Annotated in this window: 11 protein-coding genes; 6 read left to right on the top strand and 5 right to left on the bottom strand. The window is 72.1% G+C overall.

The window, feature by feature from the left end:
* Positions 1-161 precede the first annotated feature (161 nt).
* Positions 162-4,916 carry an ATP-dependent helicase gene (locus ACSMXX_RS06735; RefSeq protein WP_473183129.1) on the bottom strand — a complete coding sequence of 1,585 codons (4,755 nt, stop codon included), beginning with the start codon at positions 4,914-4,916 and terminating at the stop codon, positions 162-164.
* A gap of 57 nt (positions 4,917-4,973) precedes the next feature.
* Here ACSMXX_RS06735 and ACSMXX_RS06730 point away from each other — a divergent pair, with 57 nt between their 5' ends.
* The 6 genes from ACSMXX_RS06730 (at position 4,974) to recX (ending at position 9,621) form a co-directional block, all read left to right on the top strand.
* Positions 4,974-5,801, top strand: coding sequence for an AraC family transcriptional regulator (locus tag ACSMXX_RS06730; protein WP_473183128.1), 828 nt, complete (start codon positions 4,974-4,976; stop codon positions 5,799-5,801).
* Positions 5,802-5,908: 107 nt separating this feature from the next.
* Positions 5,909-6,748, top strand: a complete 840-nt coding sequence (locus tag ACSMXX_RS06725) for an AzlC family ABC transporter permease (protein WP_473183127.1) — start codon at positions 5,909-5,911, stop codon at positions 6,746-6,748.
* The gene (locus ACSMXX_RS06720; RefSeq protein WP_473183126.1) at positions 6,745-7,059 is read left to right on the top strand and encodes an AzlD domain-containing protein; all 315 of its coding nucleotides are present in this window, start codon (positions 6,745-6,747) and stop codon (positions 7,057-7,059) included. The genes ACSMXX_RS06725 and ACSMXX_RS06720 overlap by 4 nt, the downstream gene beginning before the upstream one ends.
* Positions 7,060-7,114: 55 nt before the next feature.
* A complete protein-coding gene (locus tag ACSMXX_RS06715) occupies positions 7,115-7,309 on the top strand; it encodes a DUF3046 domain-containing protein (protein ID WP_473183125.1) in 195 nt (64 codons plus the stop codon).
* Positions 7,310-7,578: 269 nt separating this feature from the next.
* Entirely contained in the window at positions 7,579-8,712 is a 1,134-nt protein-coding gene (recA, locus tag ACSMXX_RS06710; RefSeq protein ID WP_473183124.1) for a recombinase RecA, read from the top strand.
* Between the two features lie 3 nt (positions 8,713-8,715).
* The gene (recX, locus tag ACSMXX_RS06705) at positions 8,716-9,621 is read left to right on the top strand and encodes a recombination regulator RecX (RefSeq protein WP_473183123.1); all 906 of its coding nucleotides are present in this window, start codon (positions 8,716-8,718) and stop codon (positions 9,619-9,621) included.
* A 69-nt stretch (positions 9,622-9,690) separates the two neighbouring features.
* Here the strand turns inward: recX and ACSMXX_RS06700 are convergent, their stop codons facing one another.
* The 4 genes from ACSMXX_RS06700 to ACSMXX_RS06685 form a co-directional block, all read right to left on the bottom strand.
* The gene (locus tag ACSMXX_RS06700) at positions 9,691-11,583 is read right to left on the bottom strand and encodes an FAD-dependent monooxygenase (RefSeq protein ID WP_473183122.1); all 1,893 of its coding nucleotides are present in this window, start codon (positions 11,581-11,583) and stop codon (positions 9,691-9,693) included.
* Between the two features lie 353 nt (positions 11,584-11,936).
* Complete coding sequence (locus ACSMXX_RS06695) at positions 11,937-12,809, bottom strand: amino acid ABC transporter permease (protein WP_473183121.1); 873 nt, start codon at positions 12,807-12,809, stop codon at positions 11,937-11,939.
* The gene (locus tag ACSMXX_RS06690; RefSeq protein WP_473183120.1) at positions 12,806-13,453 is read right to left on the bottom strand and encodes an amino acid ABC transporter permease; all 648 of its coding nucleotides are present in this window, start codon (positions 13,451-13,453) and stop codon (positions 12,806-12,808) included. The genes ACSMXX_RS06695 and ACSMXX_RS06690 overlap by 4 nt, the downstream gene beginning before the upstream one ends.
* 156 nt (positions 13,454-13,609) lie before the next feature.
* Positions 13,610-14,533, bottom strand: a complete 924-nt coding sequence (locus ACSMXX_RS06685) for a glutamate ABC transporter substrate-binding protein (protein WP_473183119.1) — start codon at positions 14,531-14,533, stop codon at positions 13,610-13,612.
* Between the last annotated feature and the right edge of the window lie 147 nt (positions 14,534-14,680).

Raw genomic sequence — 14,680 nt, 5'->3', positions numbered from 1 at the left:
TCGCAACGGAGGCGAGGGCGGGGCCGGCGACGTGGGCCGCGGCGGGGCCGGCGGTGAAGACCCCGGTGAAGACCGCGGTGAGCGACCTGCGCCGGCGATCGTCGCCTGTACGCCGACTCCCGGCGACGCAGGGGCTCTTGCCCTTCCCCGGACCGTTGCTGTCATCGGGCCCGCAGGCGCAGCCCGCGCGGGGTGGCGTGGAAGCCGGCGCTCTCCAGGAGGCTGCCGAAAGGTGACGAGAGCGCCGGAGCTCCGTTCACCCGTTCCACGGTGACCGTGCCGAGAGCGCCCTCCAGGGCGGCGCGTGCCAGCGCCTCCGCTGCCGTGGCGGGCGCGGGCACCCTGCCCGTATCCATGACGTCGTCGTCCGGAGCTGTGCCGCCGTCCGCGGGGGTGCCCGGCCAGACGAGCAGCGTCTTGCCGCCGCGCTCCATGTAGATCGTCAACTCGCCGTCGACCAGGACGACCACGGCTCCCGCCTTGCGGCCCGGTTTGTGCGTCGCGCCCTCGGGCGGCTCGGGCCAGGGGAGGGCCGCTCCGTATGCGTTCGCCGGGTCGGCGGCGGCCAGCACCACGGCGCGGAAGTGCTGGTCCCGCTCGCGGGCCGTGTGCACCGCGCGGAGCCTGTCGATGGCGCCGTCCATCGCGAACTGCGCGGCGCCCAGGCCCTCCACGACATATCCGCGCCGTGCCTGCCCGCTCTCCTCGAATACCGACAGCACCCTGTACGCGGCGGAGAAGCCGCCCTCCACACCCTCCGCGGCCACGGCGCCGCGCGTGACGATGCCGTGCCGGTCGAGGAGCGTACGGGCAAGGGCGTGCGCCCGGTGCGTCGCGTCCGTCTCGGCGGCGGGCAGCAGGGACCAGCGGCCGGCGACGGTCGGCGGGCCGTTGCGGGAAGCGGTGGGCCGGTTCGTGCCGCTGCGGGTGGCGGCGGCGGTCAGGGAGCCGTAACGCCCGCGCGGGACCGCTCGCTTGGCGCGGTGTGCCGTCGCCCCCGCCGTACGGCCGGAGCCGAGGAGGGCGCGCAGCGGAGCCAGCGTGTCGTTGGAGACGCGGCCGGACCAGGCCAGATCCCAGAGGGCGTCGGCCAGTTGCGGATCGGTGGCCTCCGGGTCGCTGGAGGCACGCACCTGGTCGGCGATCTGACGGAAGAACAGGCCGTAACCGGGAGCCAGCGCATCGAGGACGGCCTGCTGAAGGGGCCCCGGCTCCAGCGGCAGGGGCGGCGGCAGCAGCAGACCCGCCGAGTCGGCCGGATACAGGGAGACCCAGCCGTCCTTGCCGGGCAGCGAACCCGCGCCGGCCCAGACGATCTCGCCGGAGGTGGTCAGTTCGTCGAGCATGCCGGGGCCGTAGTCACGTACGCGACCGGGCAGGACCAGCTTCTCCAGCGCCGAGGCGGGCACCGGCGCGCCCTGCAACTGCTCTACGGTGCGCATCAGTCCGTCGATGCCGCGCACGCTGCCGGCGCCCGACGGGGACACGTGCTGCCACTGGGGGAGGAAGGCCGCGAGCGCGGACCCCGGCACCGGCTCCAGCTCCTGGCGCAGCGCCGCGAGCGAACGGCGCCGCAGCCGGCGCAGCACTGCGGCGTCGCACCACTCCTGGCCCACGCCGGCGGGATGGAACTCTCCCTGCACGAGACGTCCGCCCGCCCCGAGCCGCTGCAGCGCTCCTTCCGCCACGGCCGTGCCAAGCCCGAAGTGTGCCGCGGCGTCGGCGGAGACGAACGGCCCGTGCGTACGGGCGTACCGGGCGAGAAGGTCCCCGAGCGGATCGGGCACGGGCTCGGTGAACGCCTCCGGGACCCCCACGGGCAGGGCGACGCCCAGCGCGTCACGCAGGCGCCCCGCGTCCTCGACGGCCGCGAAGTGCTCCTCTCCCGCGATACGGACGCGGATGGCCCGCCGGGCCGACTCCAGATCCACGGCCCACTGCGGATCGGCTCCACGCTCGCGCAGCGCGGATGTCGTCAGCGGGCCCAGCAGCCGGAGCAGATCGGCCACGCCCTCGGAGTCCTTCACACGCCGGTCCTCGCTCAGCCACTGCAGCTCGCGCTCCAGCTCCGTCAGGACTTCGGCGTCGAGCAGCTCACGCAGCTCCGCCCGGCCCAGCAGCTCGGCCAGCAGCCGGGAGTCCAGCGACAGCGCCGCCGCGCGGCGCTCCGCCAGCGGTGAGTCGCCCTCGTACAGATACTGCGCGACATAGCCGAAGAGCAGCGACCGGGCGAAGGGGGACGGATCGGCGGTGGTGACCTCGACCACGCGGACCCGGCGTGCCTCGATGTCGCCCATCAGCTCCGAGAGGCCCGGCACGTCGAAGACGTCCTGGAGGCATTCGCGGACCGCCTCCAGCACGATCGGGAAGGAGCCGAACTCCGATGCGACCTGGAGGAGTTGGGCGGCGCGCTGCCGCTGCTGCCACAGCGGCGTGCGCTTGCCGGGGTTGCGGCGGGGCAGCAGCAGCGCACGTGCGGCGCACTCCCGGAAGCGGGCGGCGAACAGCGCCGAGCCGCCCACCTGGTCGGTGACGATCTGCTCGACGTCGCCCGCGTCGAAGAGGACGTCGGAGACGCCGACCGGGGCCTGCCCGTCGTCGAAGGCCGCACTGCCCCCGGACGGAGCGGCCTCGGCGGCCTCCTCCAGCAGATCCAGGCCCATCAGGTCGGCGTCGGGGAGGCGGAGTACGAGACCGTCGTCGGCGTGCATGACCTGGGCGTCCATGCCGTACCGCTCGGTGAGACGGGCACCGAGGGCCAGCGCCCACGGCGCGTGGACCTGCGCACCGAAGGGGGAATGCACGACGATCCGCCAGTCGCCCAGCTCGTCGCGGAAGCGTTCGACCACGATCGTCCGGTCGTCGGGGACGTGACCGCAGGCGCTGCGCTGCTCGTCGAGATACGTGAGCAGATTGCCGACCGCCAGCTCGTCGAGCCCCGCCGCCGAGAGCCGCTCGCGCGCCGCCTCCGGGCCGAGCGAGCCGATCTCGCGGAGGAACCCGCCCAGCGCACGCCCCAACTCCAGGGGACGGCCCAGCTGATCGCCCTTCCAGAAGGGCAGCCGGCCCGGCACACCGGGAGCGGGGGTGACGAGCACACGGTCCCGGGTGATGTCCTCGATCCGCCAGGAGGTGGTGCCCAGGGTGAAGACGTCACCCACGCGGGACTCGTAGACCATCTCCTCGTCGAGCTCGCCGACCCGGCCGCCGCCCTTCTTCGGATCGGCGCCGGCCAGGAAGACGCCGAAGAGACCGCGGTCGGGGATCGTGCCCCCCGACGTGACCGCGAGACGCTGCGCGCCGGGCCGGCCGCTGAGGGTCTGCGCCACCCTGTCCCACACCAGACGGGGCCGCAGCTCGGCGAACGCGTCGGACGGATAGCGGCCCGCGAGCATGTCCAGCACGGCGTGGTAGGCCGACTCGGGAAGAGAGGCGAACGGCGCCGCGCGGCGCACCAACAGCAGCAGCTCCTCCACGTCCCACGTGTCCACGGAGACCATCGCGACCAGCTGCTGCGCCAGAACGTCCAGCGGATTCGCCGGGATGCGCAGGGCCTCGATGGCACCCTCGCGCATCCGCTCCGTGACCACCGCCGACTGGACCAGGTCTCCCCGGTACTTGGGAAAGACCACACCGGCCGAGACGGCGCCGACCTGATGGCCCGCACGCCCCACCCGCTGCAGCCCCGACGCGACCGACGGAGGCGACTCGACCTGGACGACCAGGTCCACCGCCCCCATGTCGATGCCCAGCTCCAGGCTGGAAGTGGCGACGACGGCGGGCAGCCGCCCCGACTTCAGCTCCTCCTCCACCTGCGCGCGCTGGTCCTTGGAGACCGAACCGTGGTGCGCACGGGCCAGCAGCGGCGGAGCGCCCTTCGCCGACCCCGCCTCGGCCATCACCTCCGCCGGCGAATGGTGCTCGGGCATGGGCTCGCCGGTGGCGCGCTCGTACGCGATCTCGTTCAGCCTGTTGCACAGACGCTCCGCGAGGCGGCGGGAGTTGGCGAAGACGATGGTCGAGCGGTGCGCCTGCACGAGGTCGGCGATGCGCTCCTCCACCGAGGGCCAGATCGACGGCTTCCCGCCTCCGCCCGGACCGCCTCCGCCCGGAGTGCCGCCGCCGGCGTCCTGGGCGGGCGAGCCGCTCAGCTCGCCCATGTCCTCGACGGGCACCACCACCGACAGATCGAACTCCTTGCCGGACTGCGGCTGCACCACGGTCGCCTTGCGCTGCGGCGAGAGGAAACGCGCCACCTCGTCCACGGGCCGCACCGTCGCGGAGAGGCCGATACGGCGGGCGGGCCGCTCCAGCAGCTCGTCCAGCCGCTCCAGCGACAGCGCCAGATGAGCGCCCCGCTTGGTGCCGGCCACCGCGTGCACCTCGTCCAGAATCACCGTCTCGACGCCGGAGAGGGCCTCGCGGGCGGCGGAGGTGAGCATCAGGAACAGGGACTCGGGCGTGGTGATCATGATGTCCGGCGGGCGGCGGGCCAGCGAGCGCCGCTCGGCGGCCGGGGTGTCACCGGAGCGGATGCCGACCCTGATGTCCGGCTCGGGCCGGCCGAGCCGGAGCGACTCCTGGCGGATGCCGGTCAGCGGGCTGCGCAGATTGCGCTCCACGTCGACCGCGAGCGCCTTCAGCGGCGAGACATACAGCACACGGCAGCGCTTGACCGGGTCCGCGGGCGGGGGAGCGGAGGCCAGCCTGTCGAGCGACGCGAGGAAGGCGGCCAGGGTCTTGCCGGAGCCGGTGGGCGCCACGACCAGCGCGTCCGACTCCTCCGCCAGCGCGCGCCAGGCGCCCTCCTGGGCGGACGTGGGCGCGCGGAAGGCTCCCGTGAACCAGGCCCGGGTCGCGGGTGAGAAGGCATCGAGAGCCGAGGCGGGTGAGGAGCCCGGCGAGATCTGACCCATGGAGTCCATCGTGCACCTCACCACTGACAAGCCCGCCATACAGCGCAGAATGGCCCCATGGGAGCGGGAGAGAGCGCGCGGCACTGGCGGCATCCGCAGCTGCCGGGCGTCGATCTGCTGCGGGCGCGCTATCTGACCAAGACGTTCGCCCGGCACACGCACGACGCCTACGTCATCGGTGCCATCGCCGAGGGCGTGGAGGTCTTCGAGCACCGCGGTGCCGAGCACCGTGCCGGACCCGGCGGGCTCGCGCTGATCAACCCCGGCATCCCGCACTCGGCCCACGCGGGCGGGCCGGAGGGCTGGCGTTACGACGTGCTGTATCCGGCCCCCGGAGTCGTCGCCGGCATAGCCGCCGAGACCGCGTCGCTCCGCGGCACCCCGGGCTTCGCCACCGCGGTCGCCGACGACCCCGGGAGCGCCCGCCTCGTCGCCCGCGTACACCGCGCCGCAGAAGGAGGGCAGATGCTCGCCGCCGACAGTCTGCTGCGGATCGCGGTGGCCCGGCTGCTGCGGCTGCACGGCGGTCCGCTGCCCTCCCGACCGGTCATGACGGCAGGGGCCCGGACCGCGGAGCGCGCTCGTGCGGTCCTGGAGGAGCGGATGGCGGACCCTCCCACCCTCGAGGCGCTCGCGGGCGAGCTGGCCACCGGGGTCTTCGCGCTGCTGCGGGCCTACCGCGAGCTGTACGGGATGCCGCCGCACGCCTGGCTGACCGACGCCCGCGTGCACCGGGCACGCTCGCTGCTGGACGCGGGCGTGCCACCCGCGGACGCCGCAGCCGCAGTGGGCTTCACCGACCAGTCGCACCTCAGCCGGCACTTCGGACGCATCGTGGGTGTACCGCCGGGCGCCTACCAGCGCGAGCGTCTGCGGCCCGGGTGAACCGCCGGCGACGGGCTGCTTGAGCGCTGCACCGGTGTACGGGCCGGCGACCGGGGGCGCAAGAACGTACAAGACCGCGGATGCGTCCCGCGGCTAACGTGACGCCCGTGCTCGAACAGAAAGACGACTCACAGCCGCCCACCAGCCCGCACCCGCACCCCGCTCCGGGAGCCGACGACCGCGCCGTCGTACGCGACGCGCTGGGCGTGGGCGTCGCCGTCGGGCTGTCCGGATTCGCGTTCGGGGTGACGGCGGCCGGCGCGGGCGTCAGCCTGCCGCAGACCTGCGCGCTCAGTCTCCTCGTCTTCACGGGGGCCTCGCAGTTCGCCCTCGTCGGCGCGCTCGCGGCGGGTGCGAGCCCGCTCACGGCCGCGGCGGGAGCGTTCTTCCTGGGCGTACGGAACGCCTTCTACGGACTGCGCCTGGCCACCCTGCTGCGGCTGCCGCGCGCGATACGTCCCCTTGCCGCGCACATGGTCATCGACGAGACCGCCGCGGTCACGCTCGCCCAGAGCACCCGGCGGGGCGCCCGCATCGGCTTCACGGTCACCGGCGTGACCCTCTTCGTGCTGTGGAACCTCACCACGCTGCTCGGCGCGCTGGGAGCGGGCGCGCTCGGCGACACGAAGACATGGGGGCTGGACGCGGCAGGGCCCGCGGTCTTCCTGGCACTGCTGGCACCCATGCTCCGCACGGCCGCCGCCCGTGCGACCGCGGCTCTGGCCGTCGCGCTGGGGCTCGGGCTGCTGCCCGTACTGCCGGGCGGTGTGCCGGTACTGCTCGCGGCGCTGGCGGCACCGGCCGTACTGCTGCTGCGCGGGCGCCGGGAACGGGAACGGGAGCCGGAGCGCGGGACGGAGAGGGAGACAGAAGCCACGACGGTGACAGATGCCGCGACGGAGACGGGGACGGAGATGTCGACGGAGACGGGGGAGGAGCGGCGATGAGCGTGTGGATCGCGATCGGTGCGACGGCGCTGGGCTGCTACGCCGCCAAGCTGCTCGGGCTGTCCGTGCCCGAAGGCATGCTGGAACGCCCTTTCGTCAAGCGGCTGGTGACGCTGCTTCCGGTCGCGCTGCTCGCCGCGCTGACGGCACAGCAGACCTTCAGCGACGGCGGGGTGCTGCTGCTGGACGCGAAGGCGGCGGGGCTGGGGGCGGCTGCGGTGGCGCTGCTGCTGCGTGCGCCCTTCCTCGTGGTGATCGCGGCTGCGGTGCTGGTCACGGCTGCGGTACGGGCGCTGGGGTGGTCCCCCTGAGCGGCGGGCCGACGGGGCCGGCGGCCGGTTCGGTACGGGGCTGGATACTGGGCCCATGCGCTTGACGGACTTCTGGCAGCGGATGGCGGACCACTTCGGCGAGTCCTATGCGGACTCCTTCGCCCATGACCATGTGATGTCCGAACTCGGCGGCCGTACGGTCTGCGAGGCCCTGGACGCCGGCTGGGCGGCGAAGGACGTCTGGCGCACGGTGTGTGCCGTCATGGAGGTGCCCGCCGAGAAGCGGTGACCTGGCCGGCGTGTCCTTCGTGGCCGTGGGCGGTGGCCGTCGGCTGCGCCGTGCCGAACTCGCCTTTTTGGGCGGGGATTTCGGTAGTTGTCCACAGGATTTCAGGGTCGCTTGACGCAAAAATCGAACATCGATTCTTATGGAGCCTCTGGCGGGGTTCTCCCGCTCCCCCTTACCGGGTGAGGAGCAGGGAGCCGGGCCGATTGTCAGTGGCAGACGCTAGCGTCGTGGACGTGAAGCGATCGACTCAAGCAAACCGGGTGGCACCCATGGCAGAGACCGACCGCGAGAAGGCGCTCGAAACCGCCCTCGCGCAGATTGAACGGCAGTTCGGCAAGGGCGCCGTGATGCGCATGGGGGAGCGGCCGAACGAGCCCGTTGAGGTCATCCCCACGGGTTCCACCGCCCTCGATGTGGCTCTCGGCGCCGGCGGCCTCCCGCGCGGCCGCGTCGTGGAGGTGTTCGGGCCGGAGTCCTCCGGAAAGACGACCCTGACGTTGCACGCGGTGGCCAATGCCCAGAAGGGGGGCGGCACGGTCGCGTTCGTCGACGCGGAGCACGCCCTCGACCCCGAGTACGCGAAGAAGCTCGGCGTCGACACGGACGCGCTGATCCTCTCCCAGCCGGACAACGGCGAACAGGCCCTGGAAATCGTCGACATGCTCATCCGTTCCGGTGCGCTCGACCTGATCGTCATCGACTCCGTCGCCGCGCTCGTGCCGCGTGCGGAGATCGAGGGCGAGATGGGCGATTCGCACGTTGGCCTCCAGGCCCGGCTGATGAGCCAGGCGCTCCGGAAGATCACCGGCGCGCTGAACCACTCCAAGACGACGGCGATCTTCATCAACCAGCTGCGCGAGAAGGTCGGCGTCATGTTCGGGTCGCCCGAGACCACTACGGGTGGCCGCGCGCTGAAGTTCTACGCCTCCGTGCGGCTCGACATCCGCCGCATCGAGACCCTCAAGGACGGCACCGACGCGGTGGGCAACCGCACCCGCGTCAAGGTCGTCAAGAACAAGGTCGCCCCGCCGTTCAAGCAGGCCGAGTTCGACATCCTCTACGGACAGGGCATCAGCCGCGAGGGCGGGTTGATCGACATGGGCGTGGAGAACGGCTTCATCCGCAAGTCGGGCGCTTGGTACACCTACGAGGGCGACCAGCTCGGCCAGGGCAAGGAGAACTCCCGCAACTTCCTGCGCGACAACCCTGATCTGGCCAACGAGATCGAGAAGAAGATCAAGGAGAAGCTGGGCATCGGAGTGGCGCCGGAAGAGCCCGGCACCGAGCCCGGTGCCGACGCCGCCGGTGCGGCGGTGCCCCCGGCCGACGGTGCCGCAGAAGCGGTCAAGGCGGCTCCGGCTTCGAAGGCGAAGGCTCCCAAGTCCGCGGCCGCGAAGAGCTGATCCGTGACACGGCGCACCCAATGGCCGGTCCAGGAAGACAGCGGTGGCCCCACTTCGTCGAGGGCCGAGGTGGGGTCACCGCGTACTGCCCGTACGTCACGCAGGCGCAAGTCCGACGCCCGGCGCACGGGTGAGGGAGCGCTGCCGGGCGACGCCGAGGACGGCGGCGAGCACCCCGGCCGCGGCGGCCCACGGGCCGCGGGCCGGTCGGGAGGCGAGGCCGGTGAGACTCCTCATGGGTCCGCGTTTGAACCTGCTCGCGACGGTGCTCACGACGCAGGCGCAGAGGCAGATTCAGAGACAGATTCAGAAGCAGGCGCGGATTCAGGGGCAGGCGCAGACGGGATTGCAGACGCCGAAGGTGACGGTGAGGAGGGCCGGTCGCAGGGCGCCCGGCCGGAGAAGGACCCTGCGGAGCAGGCGCGGGCCATCTGTCTGAGGCTGCTCACCGGTACGCCGCGCACGCGTCGGCAGCTCGCCGATGCCCTGCGGAAGCGGGAGATCCCGGACGACGTCGCCGGGGAGGTGCTCTCCCGCTTCGAGGAGGTCGGGCTGATCGACGACGTCGCTTTCGCCGACGCGTGGGTCGAATCCCGGCATCACAGCCGAGGGCTGGCCCGCAGGGCACTCGCCCGCGAACTGCGCACCAAAGGGGTGGATTCCCAGGTCATCGAGGACGCCGTCGGGCAGCTCGATGCCGAGCGTGAGGCGGAGACGGCGCGTGCTCTGGTGGAGGGGAAGCTGCGATCCACCAGAGGGCTCGACCGGGAGAAGCGCATCCGCCGCCTCGCCGGGATGCTCGCCCGCCGGGGGTACGGCGAAGGGCTCGCGCTGCGTGTGGTGCGGCAGGCGCTGGAGGAAGAGGGCGACGATCCGGAGCTGCTGGACCGGTATCTGCCCGAGGACTGACTCCTCAACTCGCCGGTTGACCCTGGTTCGTCACCCGTCACCCGTCACCCGTCACCCGTCACCCGTCGCTTACCGGCGTGCCCCGCGGGACGTGGCCGGCCGGTTCCGGTCAAGGGTGCCTCCGCGCACGGCGTCCGCGCACGCTCGTAGCTGACCGGTGCGCGGCCCCGGCAGGGCTGCCACCAGATGACCGTCGGGCCGTATCACCAGCACGGTGTGCGCGGCCGCGCCCGGATACTGCTCCGTCACCAGCAGCCGGGCCTTCAGCGGCAACGCGTCCACTGCCGCGGCCAGTTCGGGCATCAGGCCCGCCGAGAGCCAGTGCCGGCTGTCCCAGACGGCGGTGCCGGGAGCGACGAGCAGCACCAGCAGTTCGCTGCCCGAGCCGCACAGCTGCGCGCGCAGTCTCCCGCGCTCCCCGTCCAGAGCGATCACCGGCACATCGTCGACGGGCCCTCCGGGCGGCGTATCGACCGGCACCGTCTCGACCGCGCTCCGCGCGGGGGTGAGCGGCGAGTGCCGGTATGTGGCAGGCGCCCCCAGCAGCCCCCGCCCCAAGTGTCCGTCCGTCAGCAGTTCCAGTGGGGTACGGGCGCCGCCGCCCGGCAGCATCGACCGCAGACCGCCGCCTTCGCGGCGCACCAGCGGCAGCGCCTGGTCGACCGCGCGGAGCCGGGCTCCCACGGCGCCGCGCCGCTCCGACTCGTAGCTGTCCAGGAGCACTTCGACGGCGTCCCGGTCGACGCGCGGCCCCCGTACACCGTTGGCCTCGTGCCAGGCCAGAGCCAGCTTCCAGGCGAGGTTCGCCGCGTCGCGCAGCCCTTCGTCCACCGACTGCACGCCGAGCGCGCCGACGAGATGGGCGGCGTCGCCCGCGAGGAACGTACGTTCCACCCGCCAGCGTCGAGCGAGCCGCTGGTGCGAGGTGTGGACGCCGGTGTCGAGGAGTTCGTACGGACCGATGTCCCCCGCGCCGCCGCGACCACCGCCGCCACCGCCACCATCACGGCCCACGCCGCCGCCTCCGCTGCCGCGCCCCCCTCCGTGCCACTCGCCGAGGGTGGCGTGGACGCGCTCCAACAGGGCGTCCGGGGTGACGAGTTCGCCGCGCGGTGGCAGCAGCCAGTCGAGGCGCCATACGTCGTCCGGCAGCGGCCGGGCCGTCACCTCCGGCTGCCGTCCGCCCGTACCGCCCGCGCCGCGACCACCGGTGCTCCGCCCGTCGCCTCCTCCGCCGCTGCCTCTGCCGCCCAACTCCCGGTGCAGCAACGCCTGTTGCTCCCACGGAAGCTGTGTGCGCAGCGCAGCGACCGCATGCCGCTCGACGGCCGTGCGGCCCGCGAAGGGCACCCCGAGCAGTTTCCGTACGGTGGAGCGCGCGCCGTCGCAGCCGACGAGATAGCTGCCACGCCACCAAGTGCCGCCCCTGCCGGGCCTGTTGCCCCGCCCCGCACCCACCTCGGGCGTGCGGTCCGGACCGTCCCCGCCTTCCCCGTCGCCGGCGCCGGCCACCAGGGCGGCCGGGGCGACGGAGCCGCGCGGTCTCGTGTGCGCGGTGACACCCTTGGCGTCCTGCTCGATGATGTCGACGTGGCTGCGGGTGACGATCTGCGCGAGCTTCTCCCGCGAGAGTGCGTCACGCAGCCCGCGCTCCAGCGCGTGCTGCTCCAGATGCAGCGGTGCCGTCTCCTCCGTCAACTCCACGTCCTGGACGAGCTGTTGACGGCGCCTCGTGCTCCAGCGGGTCCAGCGCGCGCCGGGGACGGCGGAGTCAGGGCCCGTCAGCGCCGTGAGCCACGAAGCGGTGTCGGGGCGCAGCACGCAGCTGCGGGCGGCCCGCACGGTCACGTCGCCGTCGCTGTTGTCCAGCAACAGCGACGGCACACCGGATTTCGCGAGCGCCAGTGACAGCGCGAGCCCGGCCGGCCCCGCGCCGACGACGATGACTTCGGACTCGCTCACGCGCGGGTCCCCGTGCGGTGCCGGACACCGCGGACCGCCCGGCCCGCACCGGCGGCTGAGGAGGGGGAAGCGGGAACGGGTGGAGCACAGTGCGCGATCACGAAACGTATGCAACCCAGTGCCAGGTCACCCGTCAAGCTGAGCCGGAACGGCGGAAGCGGCTGCCCGGACAGATCGTGACAAGTCCAGGCCGCCGCTCCCGTGCTGACGGCCGCTGCCGGCCGCTCCTCTGCGATCGCCACCGCTCCCGCCACCGCTCCCGGCCCGCTCCTCAGCGGATTGCCGAGCGCTCCTCTGCGGATTGCCGGGCGCTCCTCTGCGGTGCGGCCGCGCTCCTCGCCCAGCGCCCCGCGTCAGGTCGCCGGGCCGGCGCCCCCGCCCATGTCGGGTGTCGCCGTCTGGGCGTCGGCAACCTTGATGCCCGTCTTGGCCCGCCGCCCGCGCTTCTCGATCCAGTTGGCGAGCGCGGACAGGGCGAGGCACATCGCGACGTAGATGGCGCCGAAGACCAGCACGACCGGGACGTACGGGTTCTCCCCGTCGACGAGGATGGTGCTGGCCATCTGCCGCCCGGCGTACAGGAGTTCCTCGTAGGTGATGACGAAGCCGAGCGAGGTGTCCTTCAGCGTCACGACGAGCTGGCTGACGATCGTCGGCAGCATGGACCGCACGGCCTGCGGGATGAGGACCGTGGTCATCACCTGGGTCTTGCTCATGCCCAGCGCATACGCGGCTTCGCTCTGCCCCCTGGGAACGGCGAGGATGCCCGCGCGGAGCACCTCGGCCTGCACCGCGCCGTTGTAGAGCGTGAGGCCGATGACCACCGCCCACAGCGGGTCGCTGGTGAAGAAGCCGACCCACAGCACGTAGATGGTGATCAGCAGCGGCACGGCGCGGAAGAGTTCGATGACGCCGGTCGCCACCCAGCTCACGGGCCTGTGCTCGGAGAGCCGCGCCACCGCGAGCAGCACGGCCAGCACCAGCGACAGCACACCCGCCATCGCGAACGCCTCAAGGGTGCTGACGATGCCGTTGGCGATGGAGTTGCGCACGCCGGCGTAGTTGAAGATGTCCCACATCGCCCCGTCCAGCTGGCCCTTCGCGGCAAGCCTGTAGACGAAGAAGGCGATCAGCCCGAGGACCGCGGCGGATCCCACGACGGCGTAGACGCGGTTGCGTGCACGGGCCTTGGGACCGGGAGCGTCGAAGAGAACGGACGAGCTCATCGGGCGACCTCCAGCCTGCGCTCCAGCAGCCGGAAGAGGCCGCTGATCAGGAAGACGAGCACGAGGTAGGCGAGGGCCACCCAGACGAAGATGACCATGACGTTGTAGCCCTTGTCGCTCAGCACCTTCTGGACGCTGAAGAGTTCGGGGTTGTTGAAGGCGCCGGCGATGGCGGAGTTCTTCGTGAGGGCGATCATGATGCTGCTCAGCGGAGGAAGCACGGTGCGGGTCGCCTGCGGCAGTACGACCATGCGCAGCGTCTGGACGAAGGTCATGCCCAGGCTGCGGGCGGCCTCGGCCTGCCCGAGCGCCACCGTGCTGATACCGGAGCGCACCGCTTCGCACACGAACGACGAGGTGTAGAAGCCGAGCGCCAGCACGCCCAGGATGTATGAGCTCATTCCGGGGAAGACGACCTGCGGCAGTACGAAGAAGGCCACGAGGAACAGCAGCGTCAACGGGGTGTTGCGCAGCAGCGTCACCCACACCGTGCCGAACGCGCGCAGCGGCGGCACCGGCGAGACCCGGAAGCCGGCTATCAGCACGCCGAGTATGAGCGCGAGCGCGGCACTGGCCGCGGTCAGCGAGACCGTTCCGATGAATCCGTCTCGGAACAGGTCCAGGTGGTCGAGCAGAACATTCATAGGGTCTCCGCAGGGCGGTCAGGGAATGCCGCGTCCCGTACGCCCGCCCGTGCGGACGGGCGTACGGGACGCGGGGTGGCGCCGGCCGGCCGGTCGGTCGTGACCGCCGCGCGAGGTGGACTCTGCCGTCGGATCAGGCCGACGCGCCCAGGGCCGTCAGTCGCGCTCGAGGGCCGGCGGCTCCTCGAACTTCGAACCGGAGCGGCCCAGCGTCGCGTCGTAGGCCTTCTTGTAGCTGCCGTCCTTCTGGTGCGCCTCGACGGCGTCGAGCACGGCGCTCTGCAGCTCCTTGTCGCCCTTCTTGAGGCCGATGCCGTACGGCTCGTCGCTGAAGGTCTCGCCGACGACCTTGAGCTTGGTCGGACGCTCGGCGGCGTAGCCCTTGAGGATGGCGTCGTCGGTGGTCATGGCGTCGACCTGGCCGTCGAGCAGCTGCTTGACGCATTCGGTGTACTTGCCGAACTCGACTGTCTCGGCACCGTACTTGGACTTGTTGTCCTTGAGGTTCTGCAGCGGGGTCGAGCCGACGATCGAGCAGACCTTCTTGCCCTTGATGCTGTCCGGACCCTTGATCGACTTCTCGTCCTTGCGGACCAGGAGGTCCTGTCCGGCCATGTAGTACGGGCCTGCGAAGCTGACCTGCTTCTTGCGCTCGTCGTTGATCGTGTACGTGCCGACCATCAGGTCGACCTGCCCCTTGGAGATCGCGGTTTCCCGGATCGAGGAGTCGATCGTCTTGAACTGCACGTCCTTCTCGGGGTCGAAGCCGAGGTCGGCGGCGACCATCTTGGCGACCTCGATGTCGAAGCCCTCGTACTTCTTGGACGAGGGGTCCTGGAAGCCGAGGTAGGGCTGGTCGGACTTGGCGCCGATGATCAGCTTGCCGCGCTTCTGGGCCTTCTTGAGCACGGGTGAGTCGACCTTGACGTCCTTGGCGACCTTGTACTTCGGCAGCGCCTTGGTGTCCGTGTCGCCGCCCGGTTTGTCACCGGCGGTGCCTTCCTTGCCTCCGCAGGCGGTGGCGGACAGGGCGAGAGTGAGGACCACGGCCGCCGAGGCGGCGGTCTTCCGGAACTTCATGTTGGGCATCCCTTGCGCTCGGTGTTCTGCTGGTCGGCGGTAGTTACACCGCCGGTCGTGCGGGTCGCCGGCGGTGCGGGCGGCTGCCGCGGCGTCCGGCCTCCGGCTGCCGGTGGGGTGGCAGCCGGACGGCCGGTGAACCGGGGC

The sequence above is a fragment of the Streptomyces sp. DSM 116795 genome (assembly GCF_055792905.1).
This window is presented reverse-complemented; position numbering and strand designations above follow the sequence as displayed.